Raw genomic sequence first — 17038 nt, 5'->3', positions numbered from 1 at the left:
TGCTGTACTGCTGATTAAGCAGGGCTACGGCTATGCGTTGAACCACTCCGATTGGCGGATGGTTTTCATAGAGTCCTTCCGAAGCTCATCGCTCAGACGCTGCAAGAACAAGATCCCATCCAAGTGGTCCGTCTCGTGTTGGATACAACGCGCCATCAGCCCAGAGGCAAGCATGGAAATCGGGCGGCCGTGTGGGTCGAATCCGCGCAGAAGTACGGTAGAAAAGCGTTCAGTGGGCTGAGAAATGCCGGGGATGGACAAGCAACCTTCGGTCCCCAACTGCATGTCCTGGCCCACCGCTTCCCATACCGGGTTAATGACGGCACCGCGCAAACCATGCTGATAATGCGAGCAATCGAAGACAAAGATGCGCTTGGTCACACCGATCTGGTTGGCCGCTAAACCTACTCCCCCTGCGGCTTCCATTGTCTCCAGCATGTCCTGAGCCAAGCGTTCCAATGATGGCCCGAACTCGGTGATTTCCTCAGCTCTGGTGGTGAGGACCGGGTCGCCGTAGAGACGAACCTCTCGCACGGTCATAGTGGTACTCCTCGTGGTTGACGGTGTGGCACGTCGTGCGGGGGTTGTCGGCCTTGGCATTCCTTGCCTGCCCAGGGCCCTCCGCGCTCCTGCACCGAGAATAGTTCACCTTCCGCGGGAGGCGCTCGACAGGGGTGGAAAGGAGCGCAGCGTTAACCGATGTTTATCGGATCCACGGCGATACGCAGAGGCAAAACATCCTTGCGAGCGCTGCGCAAGGAATTGGCTGTGCGCAAGGCCTGGCCCAGCAGGGACCTCGGGCCCAGCGGGGTTCGAATTAGCAGACGCTGTGGTTCGCCGCCGCGCTCATGATCGTATTCACCCGGTAAGCTCACGCCAGGCGGCAACGGTACGGGCCCGAGAAGCTCCGCATGCTCCGGCAGTTCCGCTAGCTCCAGGAAGGCATCGAGGGAGGCGTCCGCCCCGTCGATCGCCGCCATATGCACCGCGGGCGGAAAGCGAACCTCGCGGCGCGCCTGCAACTCGGCCGCCGCGGCGCCCACCATGTCCCACCGGCTAAAGAAATCCACAAGCGGCAGCTGTTCATCAGCGGCGACGATAACGACACCACCCTCCTTGGCTGGCGCAACGAGGGTGGCCGCCGCGGCCCATGTGGCCAATGTGTCCTCCGTGGCGCGCAGATCCTGGCGGCCGAGCAACGCCCCGGTTTCCACAAGGAGCGCAGCCCCGTACATCCCGCCTTTCGCTACGCGCGGCTCCGCGCCGGGTGTCGCGATGACGAGCGCGGGCGCGTCTGGGATTTCATCTACGACGGTGGATCCACCGGATTGAATCACGCGTGTATTGGGAAAGGCCCGGCCCATCTCTTCTGCGGTGCGCTCGGAGCCCAACACGATGGCGCGCAACCGCGGTGAGCCGCACTCCGAACAGCGGTAATGCGCGTCAACGCGCCCGCACCACCGACACGTGGGCAGCGCCGCAGAATCGGTCGACTCGTGCTTCGAGCCGCGAGCGCAAGGCAGACCTAAGGGACCGTTGCAATGACGACACCGTGCAGGAGATGCACACTGCCCACAGGCGAGGATTGGGGCATAGCCCTTGCGCGGGACTTGAACAAGGACGGGCTCGCCCCGGTCGAGGGCTGCGCGCGTGGCTTGGAAGGCGGGGCCGCTTACCGACGTCGTGCCTCCCCGCATATGGCGGGCCACGTTGACGCCATACGCACCCACCGCAACGATTTCGGGGCGCCTATCTTCCAGTGTGTTCGCGGCGGGTAGAAGATCGTGGGCCCACCCCGATTCAACGAGTAGTTGGGCCTCCGCGGTGCGGGCGTGGCCGGCGAGGATAAGGCTGCAACCTTCCTGCGCGGAGCGTGTGCTCAGCACTTCCCTGGAGTGAACATAGGGCTTGAGGTTGTCAACCAAGCTATCGTCGCCATCGTTGAGCAAGACGGCCAATTGGAGGCCCTTGACCGGGGCGAAGGCGGCGGAGCGCGTCCCGATGACGATTCGGGCTTGACCCGTCAACGCCGATAGATAGCGGCGATAGCGTGCCTGGGGGCCGGTGCTGTGCGCGAGCACCGTGATTTGTTTGGCAGAGACGTGGCGGCGAAAGGCCTCCTCGAGCTGATCCAGGTCCTTCTGGTCCGGTACGACCATGAGCACGCCGCCGCCTTGGAGCGCCACACTGGTGCCCAGCGCTGCCAGCGCGCTTGCCCAATCCTCGCCCGGCGCTATCTGCCATGCTGCTCGCGCAATATGGCCCGACAGCACCGAGTCCACGAAGGACTCACCATGCTGGTACCCGGACCAGGCAGAGAGATCCGGGTGCTCCGCTGTACCTAATTCTTCCCACGGTGTATCGACATCCGCTTCCTCAGCCTTGGCATGACGCGCCGGGATGGCGGCGCGGATGATATCAGAGCGCACGCCGCCATAACGGGCTGCAAGGGATTCGATGAGCGCCGACATTTCCGGCGAGTACACCGCAAAGGGTGAAATAACGCGATCGATATAGCGAAGCGATCCAGCGAAGTCGGAATCGCTGGCGCGGGAGAGCAGGATGGCGTCGACCAGCCGGCCATTGAAGCGAATGCGCACGCGTACGCCTGGCTGGGCGGCCTGCGAATCCGATTCATCGATGAGGTAGTCGAATTCGCGGTCCAGGTGCGCTACCCCCAACAAAGGCAACACCCGCGCGACCGGTTGCTGGGCGGCGGGTGTCTTCTTGGGCATAGCGCCCGATTCTACAGGCCGGCGGCGCGACGCAAGTCGACAGCCCGCGAGGTGTCCTCCCACGGAAGGTCAACATCGGTGCGGCCAAAGTGGCCATAGGCCGCGGTTTGACGGTAGATCGGGCGCTGCAGGTTGAGCTCGCGGATAATGGCGGCGGGGCGCAAATCAAAAACCTTGTCCACCGCAGCCTGAATGTCGGCATCGCTCAAACCGGCTTGAGCAGTGCCGAAGGTTTCGACATAGAGACCAACCGGCTTCGCGCGGCCAATAGCGTATGCAACCTGTACTTCGGCGCGGTCGGCCAGACCGGCGGCCACGATGTTCTTAGCTACCCAACGCATAGCGTAGGCGGCTGAGCGGTCCACCTTGCTCGGGTCCTTGCCGGAGAAGGCACCGCCACCGTGGCGGGCCATGCCGCCGTAGGTATCGACGATGATCTTGCGCCCAGTCAGGCCTGCATCACCCATTGGCCCGCCAAGAATGAAGGAACCAGAGGGGTTGATGAGAAGCTCGGTGTCTTCGGTGTAGTACTTGCTCAGATTCGCATCGTTGACGACCCACTCGACGACATGGGTACGAAGCTGCTCCGCGAGCCATTCCTGGGTCACCTCCGGATCATGCTGGGTGGAGATGACAATCGTCTCTAAGCGAGTCGGCACATCGTTCTCGTCATATGCAAAGGTGACCTGGGTCTTGCCATCTGGGCGCAGGGAAGGAACGATGCCTTCCTTGCGGACCTGGGTGAGGCGCCGCGAAAGGTGGTGTGCCGTAGAGATCGGCAGCGGCATGAATTCTGGAGTCTCATTCGTTGCGTAGCCGAACATGAGGCCCTGGTCGCCAGCGCCATATTGATCGTCATCCTCAAACTGGCCCGAGCGAACCTCGGTTGAGGCGTCCACTCCGGCACCAATCTCTTGGGATTGCTCACCAATGGCTACGTTGACTCCACAAGTGTGGCCGTCAAATCCCACGTCGGAGGAGGTAAACCCGATCTCCACGAGGGTCTTGCGTACAATCTGCGGGATCTCCACATACCCGGAGGTGCGCACCTCACCCACAACGTGAACTTGGCCCGTGGTGACAAGAGTCTCCACGGCGACGTGTGCGTTTGGGTCTTCCTTAAGGAGGGCGTCAAGAATGGCGTCCGAGATAGCGTCACAAATCTTATCCGGGTGACCTTCTGTCACGGATTCGCTGGTAAAAAGACGTACCGCCTGAACAGCTGTTTCAGTCACAAATCTTCCTTAAACTAGTTCTGCGCGCCGTGGGCAAGGCAGCGCCTATCCCACGTCCCGGCTAATAACACCGCCCCATCGTAGACCAAGCGGTCTACAGCTGCAAGAACGAGCGCTACCTTTCCAGAATTTCATTCACCACGTTAAGTATCTGGGCAGCTACAACGTGCTTCGATCCCGGATCAACCTCCACCGGATTAGCACCCTTCCGAAGGATCCACCCTGCACTCGTTGGCTGTCCGAAGACCTTGCCCTCCCCAACCTCGTTGGCCATGAGTACATCGCACCCCTTCTTCACGAATTTTTGCTGGGCGTACTCGAGCACGCTCGTGTGTGCATCCCCGGTCTCCGCTGCAAAACCGACGATGATGGCATCGCGCTTCAAGTCCCCATTCTCGCGGCGTTCGACCAACCCCTTGAGGATATCCGGGTTTTCTACCAGCTCGAGATGAGCTAAGTCCTCGTCAGCGGCCCCCTTCTTCATCTTGGAGTCCGCGACGGAAGCCGGCCGATAGTCTGAAACAGCTGCAGCCATGATGACGATATCCGCATCCGCTGCTTCAGCGTTCATTGCCTTGTGCATATCGCGAGTGGAAGTCACCCGCACAACGGAGGCGCCTGATGGAATCGGAAGCGCGTCAGTATTGCCGGCAACGATAGTTACATCTGCACCGCGCTGCGCGGCTACTTCTCCTAAGGCAAAGCCCTGGCGACCAGAGGAACGATTGCCCAGGTACCGCACCGGATCTAGGTTCTCCTGCGTCCCCCCGGCAGAAATCACGACCTTGAGCCCCTGCCAATCATGATCCACGCGGTGGCCAGCAATAATTGTGCGGGCAAACTCCGCTATCTGCCCCGGTTCCGGCAAGCGGCCTGCACCGGAATCAACGCCGGTGAGCCGCCCATGGGCCGGTTCCATCACGATAACGCCGCGACGACGCAATGTCGCCACGTTGTCTTGCGTCGCTGGATTGAGCCACATCTCCGTGTGCATAGCTGGGGCAATGATGACAGGACACGTAGCAACCAGCACAGAGGCGCTCAGCAGATCATCGGCGCGGCCACAGGCCAACCGAGCGATCAAGTCAGCGGTGGCTGGGGCGATGACGACGGCATCGGCCTGCTGCCCCAGTGCGACATGCTGCACCTCATCAACTGCATCGAAAACGGTAGTCGAGACCGGATGCCCCGACAGCGCCTCGAAGGTGGCTGCACCGACGAAATTTAACGCGGCTTCTGTAGGAATCACGCGGACATCATCGCCGTGCTCAGTGAAGTCCCGAATCAGATGACATGCTTTATAGGCGGCGATTCCGCCGGCCACACCGACAAGGATGCGACGCGGCTGCGTGGTTCCGCCTGCACCCGATGAAGCCGCCTCTGCGGGAGCCGAGGCAGTGCTGCTCTCTGGACAATCTGGGGTTTGCTGTACATCCTTCACTCGGACGATAGTACCCAAGACACAACAAACCCACCCAAGCGCCTCAAGCGACACTAGGGTGGGTCTATTTCGGAATACGCGCTAGGCTGCTGCCTTCACGGGCGAAGGCTAGTTGCCTTCCTCGTGGTCCAGCAGGCCGGCGTCGATCTCGCGCAGTGCGATGGACAGCGGCTTCTCGCCCGGCTCCGGGGTCACCAGCGGTCCGACGAACTCGAAGACGCCTTCGTCCTGTTCCTTGTAGTAGCTGTTGATCTGACGTGCGCGCTTAGCGGCGAAGATCACCAGGGCGTACTTAGACGAGACCTTGCCCAGCAGCTCATCGATAGGCGGGTCAGTGATACCCGTCGGCGGATCGAATACTGGCTCCGGCTTTGCGGCCTCAGAATTGGCAGGTGTGGTCACGTTGGTCACATGCACCTTTACTGTTGGTAGATGGTCAAAATCGTGGTCTATCCACGCAGGATAGCACTAATTGCAGCAACGGCCTCATCGAGATTGTCATTGACAACGATGTGGTCGAACTCTTTTTGCGCGGCAAGTTCCGTTTCTGCGGTGTGCAAACGGCGGTCGATCACATCCTGTGGCTCGGTACCGCGCCCAGTCAGGCGCTCCACCAAAACCTCCCAGGACGGTGGGGCCAGAAACACGGTTTCCGCCTCCGGCATCGCCGCCTTCACGTTGCGGGCGCCTGCAAGATCAACCTCCACCAACACTGGGCGACCAGCCAACATCGCTTCCCTAACGGGTTGAGCCGGCGTACCAGAACGCTGCAAACCACCGTGGATCTCTGCCCATTCGAGCATGTCTCCGGCGTCTATGTGTTCCTGGAAAGCCTCCGGGGAGACAAAGAAGTAGTCCACCCCATCAGACTCGCCGGGGCGGGGTTGGCGCGTCGTCATCGAGACGCTGAAGTAAAGGTTGTCTACATCATCGCGCAGGCGCGAAACCACAGTGGACTTACCCACAGCGGACGGCCCGGCCAGAACGACCAGGCGCCCGCGTGCAGTTTCGTCAGCCATTGCGCTAATTACTCGCCGTAGCCGAAACGCTCGAGCAGGGCGCGGCGCTGACGGTCACCCAGGCCACGCAGGCGGCGGGTCTGAGCAATCTCCAGGTCCTCCATGATTTCCTTAGCCTTGACCTTGCCAACCTTCGGCAGAGCCTCGAGAAGCGCGGAGACCTTGGTCTTACCGATGATCTCATCGGTCTCGGCCTTCTCCAGTACTTCCTGTAGGTTGGTTTCGCCGCGCTTCAGCGCAGCCTTGAGCTCAGCGCGAGCCTTGCGAGCCTCAGCGGCCTTTGCGAGAGCTTCTTTGCGCTGCTCATCTGTCAACTTGGGAAGGGCCACGGGTTTCCTCCGATTTCATTAGTACGAACATTGTCATCTGATGGCTAACACCAGAATCTCGGCTCACGGTGGGAAGATTTCCCCAGCGCGGGGTAGCTTTTGCTACCGCCGCGAACCGACTTCTGGCAATCCTAGCACTGGTCTGTACGCGATGACGTAACCCGGCCCCTTTCTATTAAAGGTTCCTGCACGTCAACGCACATGCCTTAAACAAAATACCAGGTAAACGGCGCGCCTGTTAATCCAGCGCGCCGTTTGAGACCGAGCTCTTTAGTCTCGGAACTCGGCAGCCGTATCAATTACGGCTTTGCGCAGGTCAGCAACGTCTGGGCCCGCCGAAAGGATGGCTCGGGAGACGTTGGCAAAGCCCAGCTCGGGTGCCGCGGAGGTGAGTTGCCTAACATCAGCCGGAGTCGCGCCCTGCGCGCCCACGCCCGGAAGAAGAACCGGACCATGTAAATGGTCTAATACCGGCGGCGCGTCGAGTGTCGCACCGACAACCACTCCGAGCGCTCCCACAGCGTCATCCATGACCATTGCCGCGGCATTGCGCTGTCCGAGTTCATCAACGACGCGCTGCGCGACGCTGCGGCCATCGACGCTCAGCGATTGCAACGCTACGGCCTCCGGATTGGAGGTCGCCGCAAGGACGAAGACACCAGCACGGGTCTTTTCCGCAATATCGAAGACAGGACTCAACGCTCCCACACCGAGGTAAGGCGATACCGTCACCGCGTCCGCGCGCAACGGCGAGTCCTCCCCCAGCCAGGCCTCGGCATAACCAGCCATGGTGGAGCCGATATCGCCGCGTTTAGCATCGGCCAGACTCAGGCAGCCTTGCTCGCGCAGCGCTGCCAGAACCTCTTCGAGGACGGCGAAACCGCGCGAACCACAGCGCTCAAAGAACGCCACTTGCGGCTTGACTACAGCTGCCGTGTCGGCGAATGCCTCTACGCAACGCATACTGAAGGTGCGCAGTCCGTCGACATCGACTGACAGGCCCCACGCCTCCAGGAGGTGTGGGTGTGGGTCAATACCTACGCACAGACGCCCACGTTGCCTACCCGCGGCGACAAGGCGATCGCCAAAGGTAGGTGCAGCATTAGTTGGCTGGGTCATGCTTAAGCTCCTGCAGCGCGCGAACCTTAAGATCTCCCTGACGCAGCGCCTCGATGCCCTGCACCGCCGCGGTAACGCCCTGAACGGTCGTCACCAGCGGAACCCCGACGGATACTGCCGCGGCGCGAATGTCATAGCCGTCGTGGCGTGCACCGGCGGAACCGGCCGGGGTGTTGAGGATGAGGTCGACCTTGCCTGCCAGGATGGCGTCGACGATGGACTCTTGTCCCTCCTCAGCCTCAGAGACCTTGACTGCCACCTCGCACTCCACGCCATTGCGACGCAGCATCTGCGCGGTGCCTGCCGTGGCGACGATGGTGTAGCCCATGTAGGCCAGGCGCTGAATCGGGAAGATCAGCGTGCGCTTGTCGCGGTTGGCCACGGACACGAAGACCGTACCCTCCGTCGGCAGCTCGCCGAAGGCGGCCATCTCACCCTTGGCATAGGCTGCGCCGAAGTTGTCGGCCAAGCCCATGACCTCACCGGTGGACTTCATCTCCGGGGAGAGCAGCGTGTCAAGCAGCTGACCGTCGGGGCGGCGGAACCGGTTGAACGGCAGCACGGCTTCCTTAACCGCAATCGGGTGCTCAATGGGCAGGGAGCCGCCGTCATAGGTGGACGGGATGATTCCCTCATCCTTGAGCTGCGCGATGGACGCGCCGAGCATGACGCGCGCTGCGGCCTTAGCCATCGGCACACCAGTGGCCTTGGACACGAACGGCACCGTACGGGACGCGCGCGGGTTGGCCTCAATGACGTAGAGGGTATCGTCCTTAAGCGCGTACTGGACGTTCATCAGGCCCTTGACACCGATACCATGCGCTAGACGACGCGTCGACTCCCGCACCTTTTCAATATCCTCCGGGCCGAGCGTCATCGGCGGCAAGGCGCAGGAGGAGTCGCCGGAGTGGATACCCGCCTCCTCGATGTGCTCCATGACTCCGCCGAGGTAGACCTCCTCGCCGTCGCACAGCGCGTCGACGTCGATCTCGATAGCGTTGTCGAGGAAGCGGTCCACCAACACCGGGTGATCCGAGGTGATCTCGGTGGCGCGCTCGATGTAGTCACGCAGGGAGTCTTCGTCATAGACAATCTCCATGCCGCGGCCGCCCAGCACGTAGGACGGGCGGACCAGCACTGGGTAGCCGATGTTCGCGGCGACCTCGCGGGCCTCATCGAAGGAGGTGGCGGTACCGAAGTCCGGTGCTGGAAGCTCGGCAGCGGCAAGCACCTTACCGAACTCGCCGCGGTCTTCCGCCAGGTCGATGGCGGCGGCAGAGGTTCCGACGACCGGAACGCCCGCGGCGGTCAGGCGCTCGGCCAAGCCCAGCGGGGTCTGCCCGCCCAGCTGGACGATGACACCGGCAACCTCACCACAGGCGGCCTCTGCGTGGTAGACCTCCATGACATCTTCGAAGGTCAAGGGCTCGAAGTAGAGGCGGTCTGCAGTGTCGTAGTCCGTCGATACTGTCTCCGGGTTGCAGTTGACCATGACCGTCTCATAGCCCTCGCGGGAGAGCTCCAATGCGGCGTGCACACAGGAGTAGTCAAACTCAATGCCTTGACCGATGCGGTTCGGGCCGGAGCCCAAGATGATGACCTTGCCCTTGGTCTTTTCGGAGTTGGCTCGCACCTCGGATTCCGCGTTCGGATCCATCTCGTAGGTGCTGTAGTGGTACGGGGTTTGTGCCTCGAACTCGCCCGCACAGGTATCAACGGTCTTGTAGACCGGGCGAATACCCAGGGACCAACGCAGGGAGCGCACGCCATCCTCACCGGCGAACTCCGGACGCAGTGCGGCAATCTGGGCATCAGAGAGGCCAAAGACCTTGGCGCGGCGCAACAACTGCGCGTCGAGCACTGGGGCGTTCTCGAGCTCCTCGCGGAACTGCACGAGTGCTTCGAGCTCCGCCAAGAACCACGGGTCCAGGTGGGAGTGCTCGTGGAGCTGCTCAACGGTAGCACCCAAACGCAGCGCCAGCTCGATGTCGTACATACGGCCATCGGTCGGGCGCTCTAGATCCTTGAGCACGGCGTCGAGGTCGGTGGCGCGCTCACCGGCGAAATACTCATCCGGCTTGGTCCAGAAACCAGAAGGCTTGCCCTCCAGCGAGCGCATGACCTTATTGAGGCCGGAGATGTAGTTGCGGCCAATGCCCATGGCCTCGCCCACAGACTTCATCGTGGTGGTCAGGGTGTCATCAGCGCCCGGGAACTTCTCGAAGGCAAAGCGCGGAGCCTTGACAATGACGTAGTCCAGCGTCGGCTCGAAGGCGGCCGGGGTCACGCCGGTGATGTCGTTACGAACCTCGTCCAGGGTGTAGCCGATAGCCAGCTTGGCAGCCAGCTTGGCAATCGGGAAACCGGTGGCCTTAGAAGCTAGCGCCGAAGAGCGGGACACACGCGGATTCATCTCGATGGTGATGATGCGGCCGTCATCCGGGTTCACAGCGAACTGGATATTGCAGCCGCCGGTGTCGACGCCGACCTCGCGGATGATGGCGATACCCTGGTCGCGCATCTTCTGGTACTCGCGGTCAGTCAAGGTCAAGGCCGGGGCTACGGTGACGGAGTCACCGGTGTGGACGCCAAGGGCGTCGACGTTCTCGATGGAGGCGATGACCACGACGTTATCGTCGCCATCGCGCATGAGCTCAAGCTCGAACTCCTTCCAGCCCAGGATGGACTCCTCGATGAGGACGTTCGCTTCCGGCGAGGCGGCCAGGCCGCCGCCGGCGATACGGTCGAGGTCCTCCTCGTTGAAGGCCAGACCAGAGCCCAGGCCGCCCATCGTAAACGATGGGCGTACAACGACCGGGAGGCCGAGCTCGGCGACAGTCTCGTGAACCTCATCCATGGTGTGGCAGACGCGGGAGCGCGCGGATTCGCCGCCGATGGAGGCCACGATGTCCTTGAATTTCTGGCGGTCCTCGCCGCGCTCGATGGCGTCGATATCGGCACCGATGAGCTCGATATCGTACTTCTTCAGGATGCCCAGGCGGTCCAGCTGTACGGCGGCGTTGAGGGCGGTCTGGCCACCGAGGGTTGCCAGCACGGCGTCGATAGGATTGCCCTCTTCTTTTTCCTTCTGGAAAATCTTCTCGATGAACTCGGGCTCGATGGGCTCCACATAGGTGTGGTCTGCGAACTCCGGGTCGGTCATAATCGTTGCCGGGTTGGAATTGACCAGCGTTACGCGCAGCCCTTCTTCCTTGAGCACGCGGCAGGCCTGGGTGCCGGAGTAATCGAACTCACAGGCCTGGCCAATAACAATCGGGCCGGAGCCGATAACCAGGACGTGATTGATGTCGTTGCGCTTTGGCATTAGTTTCTTCTTCCTCTTCCTGGTTGCGTTCTACTTGTTCGGGGACTTCTCAGTCATGAGCTCGATGAACTGGTCAAAGAGCGGGTTAGCATCGTGCGGGCCAGCAGCAGACTCGGGGTGGTACTGCACGGAGTAGGCCATGCCGTTCTTGAGCGCTACGCCCTCGATGGTGTTGTCGTTGAGGCAGGTGTGGGACACAACTGCCGGGCCGAAGTCAGTATCGAACTCCTCGCCCGCCGGGTTCTCCTTGCCGGATGGGCTGGCCAGGGCGAAGCCGTGGTTCTGGGAGGTGATGTCGATCTTGCCGGTGAGCTGGTTGCGCACCGGGACGTTGATGCCGCGGTGGCCGAACTTCAGCTTGTAGGTGTCCATACCCAGCGCGCGGCCGAGGATTTGGTTGCCAAAGCAGATGCCAAAGAAGGGGTACTTGGCAGCAAGGATATCGCGCACGATGCCCACCATGGTGTCAGCGGTAGCCGGGTCGCCCGGACCGTTGGAGACAAACACGCCATCCGGGTTGTACTGCTTGATCTTCTCGAAGGGGGTGTTGGCTGGAACCACGATGGTCTCGATGCCGCGCTCGGCAAAATTCTTCGGGGTTGCGGTCTTCACACCCATGTCATAGGCCACGACGGTGAAGCGCTTCTCCCCTACAGCTGGGAAGGTGTAGACCTCATCGGTCGAGACTTCTTCGGACAGGTCAAGACCTGCCATGGATGGCTGATTCTTGACCTCAGCGATGAGCTCCTCGACGTCCCGCTCAGCTGCCTCGCCGGAGAAGATACCGGCCTTGATGGAACCGTGGTTACGCAGGTGACGCACCAGGGTACGGGTATCAATTCCGCCGATGCCGATGATTCCCTGCTTCTCCATCTCCTCCGGCAGGGAACGGGCGGCGCGCCAGTTGGAAACACGGCGGGCAAGGTCACGGATAACCAGGCCGGCAACCCAAATCTGGTCGCCGTGGGACTCGCTGTCCTCATCGTTCCAGCCGGTGTTACCAATCTGGGGCGCGGAGGCCACGACGATCTGACGGTGATAAGACGGGTCAGTCATGGTCTCTTGGTAGCCAGTCATGGCGGTAGTAAAGACGGCCTCGCCCAGGGTTGTGCCCGTGGCACCGAAGCCGAAGCCACGGAAAGTGCGGCCATCGGCGAGGACCAAGATGGCGGGAGTGGTGCTAGTGGAAGTCACTGTGCGTTAAACCTTTCAGTGAATTTGTCGGTGAAGGGTTGGTTGTGTTGGCTATGAGCGTTGGGTACTCGGGTTGAGCAACTCTGACTCTCGATTATCCCGATTATTCGTCTGCCTCGTCACCACTTTCAGCAGAGAGGTCGTAGGTCACCGCGCCGCGCAGGATGGTGTAGGTAACGCGCGCGCCAAACTCCTCCCCCTCATAGGGGTTGTTCTCCGACTTCGAGGCCAGGCGGGTGGAATCTGATACCCACTCATGTTCCGGATCAACGATGGTGAGGTTGGCCGGCTCGCCGACCGCAATCGGGCGACCATGGCCGGGCAGGCGGGTAATCTCCGCCGGACGCTCCGACATGACGCGAGCAACGAAGCGCCAATCCGCCAGACCAGTGGCGACAAAGAGCTTGGCGATGACCGCCAGGGAGGATTCAAGTCCCAGCATGCCCGGCTTGGCGTGCTCGAACTCGACGCACTTGTCTTCGCTGCCGTGCGGGGCGTGGTCCGTTGCCACGACGTCGATAAGCCCGTCGAGCAATGCCTGGCGCAGGACCAGGGTGTCGGATTCCTCGCGCAGCGGCGGGTTCACGCGGAAGACGCCGTCGTAGGTCACCAGCTTGTCATCGGTCAGCAGAAGGTGGTGCGGGGTCACCTCAGCAGTCAGCGGGATGCCCTGTTCCTTGGCCCACTTGAGCAGCTCGACTGTGCCCTTCGTCGAAGCGTGGCAGATGTGCATACGATTGCCGTAGTCACGCGCGAGCAGTGCGTCGCGCGCCACGATCGATTCCTCAGCCACGCGCGGCCAGCCGCGCAGACCCAGGCGGGCGGCAACCTCGCCCTCATGGGCGCTCGCGCCTTCGGTCATACGGTGATCCTCTGCGTGCTGGGCCAGCAGGACGTCGAGCCCCTTGGCGTATTCCAACGCACGACGCATGAGCTGCGGGTCCTGGACACACTTGCCGTCGTCGGAGAACATGCGCACCTTGGCATCCGAGCGGGCCATCATGCCGAACTCGGTCAGCGTTTTACCCTCCAAGCCCTTCGTGATGGAGCCAACCGGATGGACGTCGCACAAACCGCGCGCCTGGCCCTTGGCCCAAACGGACTCCGCGATGATCGGCTGGTCCGTGACCGGGGAGGTATTCGCCATGGTGAACACAGCGGTAAAGCCGCCCTTGGCGGCGGCCCGCGAACCGGTCTCGATGGTCTCGGTGTCCTCGCGGCCCGGCTCACGCAGGTGGACGTGCATGTCCACCAGGCCCGGCAGCAGCACGTTGCCGCCCCCGTCGATGGTGCGGTCGACGCCTTCCGCTGGGGTGATATCGGCGGCGCCGATCGCCTCGACGACGCCATCCTTGATCAGGATGTTAGTGGGTTCCCCTTCCCCATAGGGGCGAACATTGGTGATGAGCAAGGTGCCCGCCGCGGGAGCAGAGAGCACGCCGGTGTCTGGATTAGTAGTCATGGTTTCTGAAAAGCTCTCCTCGTTGATTTATGAGATAACTCGTTTTAGATACCGGCGTTCTCGCCGTTGGTGAGCAGCGTAAAGAGGGTGGCCATGCGCACGTGGACACCGTTGTGGACCTGCTGGAGCACCGCGGTGTTGTCATAGTCAGCCACCGCGTAGTTGATTTCCATGCCGCGGACCATGGGGCCCGGGTGCATGATGATGGCGTCCTTCTTCATGGCAGCAGCGCGGTCCTTGGACATCCCGTAAAGAGCTGCATACTCGCGGTGCGAGGGGAAGAAGCCGCCGTTCATACGCTCAGCTTGGACGCGCAGCATCATGACGACATCGGCCTTGGCCACCTCGGAGTCGAAGTCATGGGAGACGCGCACCGGCCAGGTGTCGACGCCAAAGGGCAGTAGCGTCGGCGGAGCGACAAGCGTAACCTCAGCGCCCAACGTCGACAGCAGGTCCACGTTGGAGCGCACGACGCGGGAGTGCAGGCAGTCACCGACGATGGTGACGTTCAGGCCCTCGAAGCCGGTGCCAGAGGCGGAGCGATCCGTACCAAGGTGTAGGCGCTGGCGCATCGTGACGGCGTCGAGAAGCGCCTGCGTGGGGTGCTGGTGGGCACCATCGCCGGCGTTAATCACGCTCGGGCCCTGTCCTCCCGGTGCTACCCAACCGGCCAGCTGCTGCGCCGCGCCGGAGGAAGGATGGCGGATGATGATGGCATCGGCGCCGATGGAGGTCAGCGTAAGCCCAGTGTCCTTGAGGGACTCGCCCTTCTTCACCGAGGACGTCGAGGCAGACAGGTTGATGACATCCGCCGACATCCATTTTCCAGCCGTTTCAAAGGAGGAACGAGTACGGGTGGAGTTCTCATAGAACAACGTAAACACGGTTCGCCCGCGCAGAGTCGGCAGCTTCTTGACTTCGCGGCCGTCCAAGGCTTCCCGGAAACGGTCGGCCTCATCCATGAGCCCAAGGATTTCCTCGGCGCTGTGGTCGGCGATATTGATGAGGTGCTTCATTTATGCCTCCTTGCCGGGCTGTGCAGTGAAGCGGGTAAGAATGACGGCATCCCGGCCGTCGATGTCGGTGTTGTATACGGTGACGTCCTCGTCGCGTGCGGTGGGGATGTTCTTGCCCACGTAATCAGCACGGATGGGAACCTGGCGGTGTCCGCGGTCCACGAGGACGGCAAGTTGGATGATGTCGGGGCGCCCGATATCTGCCAGGGCATCTAACGCAGCGCGGATGGTGCGGCCGGAATACAGCACATCATCAACAAGGATGACCGTGGCGCCGTTGATACCACCGGCTGGGACTGTGGTGGGCTGCAATGCCCGGTGCGGGCGGGCATATAGATCGTCGCGGTACAACGTGATGTCAAGGGAGCCCCAGGGAACCTCCACCCCGGAGAATTCCTCAATCTTTTCGGCAAGGCGCTGCGCCAAAGGCACGCCACCAGAGGGAATGCCTAAGAGCAGGACTCGAGGAGATTCACTCGAATCAAGCGCCGTTTTCTCAATGATCTGGTGCGCGATGCGTGCGACAGTACGCGCGACGTCTTTCGAGCTCAGCAGCTCGTTGGACTCCGCGTGGGTGCCGGTTTCACTCATCGTGACCTCCTTCCCCGCCTCACGGTGCGGTCTTTAAAGGATGTCGGACAATGGTTAATAGGACTTGTCTATGCTTGAAAGCCAGCACCAACCATAGCACTCTTCATCCGTGCTGTATACGCCCTCGCACCCCCGAATTTTCTCAGGCAGGTCCATAGACAGTGAGTTTTACTACCCAGCACGTTGTTCCAGCCCCGCGCGAAGAGGTATGGCAATGGCACACCCGCCCCGGGGCGCTCGCCCGCCTCACCGCGCCATTTGGATTCATGTCTCCCCTGCAGCAGGCAGAGTCACTGGCAGACGGAACATCGGTCTTGAGCTTGCCTGGCGGCCTGAAATGGGTTGCCCGGCATGATTTGAGTAGGTACCAGCCGCGGCGTTCCTTTGCGGATGTGTGCATCAACGCCCCCTTCCGTTCGCTGGCCAACTGGCGCCATGAACACCTCTTTGAGGATCACCCGGAAGGCACACTCATCACCGACAAGGTGGACACACGCATTCCCACGGGTGCGGTGGAGTCGGTCTTTGCCTACCGCCAGCAACAGCTCATCGAAGACTTTCGCTTTGCCCAACGGCTCGGTGAGCTCAACGCCGAGCCCCGCACAATAGCGATTACGGGAACGCACGGGACGGTTGGCGCTGCTGTGGCCGCCCAACTTGGCACCTTGGGCCATACCGTCGTTCCTTTAGTGCGCTCCTCCCCGGGTGCCGGCGAACGCTTGTGGCGCCCAAACATTCCCGCCAAGGATTTGTTAGAGGGAATCGATGTTCTCATCCACCTAGCCGGGGAGCCAATCTTCGGTCGTTTTAATTCCGCTCACAAGGAGGCGATCCGGGATTCGCGCGTGGGCCCCACTCACCTGTTGGCCCAGCTTGTAGCCCAGACACCATCCGTGTCATCGATGATCTGTGCCTCCGCCATCGGCATCTACGGTCCGGACCGGGGCGACGAGGATCTCACCGAAGAATCGGAGCGTGGGGATGGTTTCCTCGCCGACGTCGTGGGGGCGTGGGAGGAGGCCTGCGCGCCGGCGCGCGAGGCGGGAAAGCGCGTGGTGAACCTGCGCACCGGCATAGTGCAATCAGCCAACGCGGGTATCCTCCCGCTGCTACGTGCATTGTTTTCTACTGGACTCGGCGGCGCGTTCGGCAAGGGCACCATGTGGAATAGCTGGGTTGCACAGGACGATCTTTCAGACATGTTTGTCCGCGCCGCACTCGACCCAGAGTCGCAGGGCGCGATCAACGGGGTCTCCCCGCAGCCGGTGCTCAACCGAGACTATGTCGACGCCCTCGGCGCCCTGCTCCACCGTCCCACCTTCATCCCCATTCCCAGCGTCGGGCCCGCCCTGCTGCTGGGTAAGGAAGGCGCACGCGAGCTCGCACTGGCTAACCAGAAGGTGGTGCCCAGCCGGCTGGAGAATCTGGGCCACGTCTTCCGCTACCCAGAGCTAAAACCAGCGCTTGCCCACGAACTCGGCGGCGAACAGCTCGTCGATGCCCCCACCTGCGCACCCGAGGAGGACGGCTCCGGTAGTGTCGGGGCCGGAAAAGATTAAGAAATATGTAGCA

At 61.8% G+C, this 17038-nt stretch carries 14 protein-coding genes; 1 reads left to right on the top strand and 13 read right to left on the bottom strand.

Translation table 11 applies throughout. The features are described 5' to 3' along the window. Positions 1–30: 30 nt before the first annotated feature. From def to pyrR, 13 genes are all read right to left on the bottom strand, one after another. A complete protein-coding gene (gene def / locus HMPREF2760_RS02405; protein WP_070524315.1) occupies positions 31–540 on the bottom strand; it encodes a peptide deformylase in 510 nt (169 codons plus the stop codon). A gap of 152 nt (positions 541–692) precedes the next feature. Further along, positions 693–2735 carry a primosomal protein N' gene (locus tag HMPREF2760_RS02400; RefSeq protein WP_070596570.1) on the bottom strand — a complete coding sequence of 681 codons (2043 nt, stop codon included), beginning with the start codon at positions 2733–2735 and terminating at the stop codon, positions 693–695. Positions 2736–2746: 11 nt separating this feature from the next. Further along, complete coding sequence (gene metK / locus HMPREF2760_RS02395) at positions 2747–3970, bottom strand: methionine adenosyltransferase (RefSeq protein ID WP_070564415.1); 1224 nt, start codon at positions 3968–3970, stop codon at positions 2747–2749. 115 nt (positions 3971–4085) lie between these two features. Next, positions 4086–5306 carry a bifunctional phosphopantothenoylcysteine decarboxylase/phosphopantothenate--cysteine ligase CoaBC gene (gene coaBC, locus HMPREF2760_RS02390; protein WP_070596588.1) on the bottom strand — a complete coding sequence of 407 codons (1221 nt, stop codon included), beginning with the start codon at positions 5304–5306 and terminating at the stop codon, positions 4086–4088. Between the two features lie 213 nt (positions 5307–5519). Further along, entirely contained in the window at positions 5520–5822 is a 303-nt protein-coding gene (rpoZ, locus tag HMPREF2760_RS02385) for a DNA-directed RNA polymerase subunit omega (RefSeq protein ID WP_070524322.1), read from the bottom strand. 38 nt (positions 5823–5860) lie between these two features. Further along, positions 5861–6430 carry a guanylate kinase gene (gmk, locus tag HMPREF2760_RS02380; protein WP_070524324.1) on the bottom strand — a complete coding sequence of 190 codons (570 nt, stop codon included), beginning with the start codon at positions 6428–6430 and terminating at the stop codon, positions 5861–5863. Between the two features lie 8 nt (positions 6431–6438). After that, complete coding sequence (gene mihF / locus HMPREF2760_RS02375) at positions 6439–6759, bottom strand: integration host factor, actinobacterial type (protein WP_010186801.1); 321 nt, start codon at positions 6757–6759, stop codon at positions 6439–6441. 270 nt (positions 6760–7029) lie between these two features. Continuing rightward, positions 7030–7878 (bottom strand): orotidine-5'-phosphate decarboxylase, encoded by an 849-nt coding sequence (gene pyrF, locus HMPREF2760_RS02370; protein ID WP_070596569.1) that lies wholly within the window; start codon positions 7876–7878, stop codon positions 7030–7032. After that, a complete protein-coding gene (gene carB, locus HMPREF2760_RS02365; protein WP_070596568.1) occupies positions 7862–11203 on the bottom strand; it encodes a carbamoyl-phosphate synthase large subunit in 3342 nt (1113 codons plus the stop codon). Before carB ends, pyrF begins: the two co-directional genes overlap by 17 nt. A 30-nt stretch (positions 11204–11233) precedes the next feature. Further along, a complete protein-coding gene (gene carA / locus HMPREF2760_RS02360) occupies positions 11234–12397 on the bottom strand; it encodes a glutamine-hydrolyzing carbamoyl-phosphate synthase small subunit (protein ID WP_070524331.1) in 1164 nt (387 codons plus the stop codon). A gap of 103 nt (positions 12398–12500) precedes the next feature. Further along, positions 12501–13859, bottom strand: a complete 1359-nt coding sequence (locus HMPREF2760_RS02355; protein ID WP_070596567.1) for a dihydroorotase — start codon at positions 13857–13859, stop codon at positions 12501–12503. Between the two features lie 44 nt (positions 13860–13903). Next, the gene (locus HMPREF2760_RS02350; protein ID WP_070524337.1) at positions 13904–14875 is read right to left on the bottom strand and encodes an aspartate carbamoyltransferase catalytic subunit; all 972 of its coding nucleotides are present in this window, start codon (positions 14873–14875) and stop codon (positions 13904–13906) included. Beyond that, positions 14876–15466: a bifunctional pyr operon transcriptional regulator/uracil phosphoribosyltransferase PyrR gene (gene pyrR, locus HMPREF2760_RS02345; protein WP_070596566.1), complete on the bottom strand. Its 591-nt coding sequence runs from the start codon at positions 15464–15466 to the stop codon at positions 14876–14878. It abuts the gene before it with no gap. A 161-nt stretch (positions 15467–15627) separates the two neighbouring features. Between pyrR and HMPREF2760_RS02340 the strand changes: the two genes are divergently transcribed. Then, positions 15628–17025, top strand: coding sequence for a TIGR01777 family oxidoreductase (locus HMPREF2760_RS02340; RefSeq protein WP_070596565.1), 1398 nt, complete (start codon positions 15628–15630; stop codon positions 17023–17025). Positions 17026–17038: the final 13 nt, after the last annotated feature.

The sequence above is a fragment of the Corynebacterium sp. HMSC065D07 genome, from assembly GCF_001810695.1.
Lineage (GTDB): Bacteria > Actinomycetota > Actinomycetes > Mycobacteriales > Mycobacteriaceae > Corynebacterium > Corynebacterium hesseae.
This window is presented reverse-complemented; position numbering and strand designations above follow the sequence as displayed.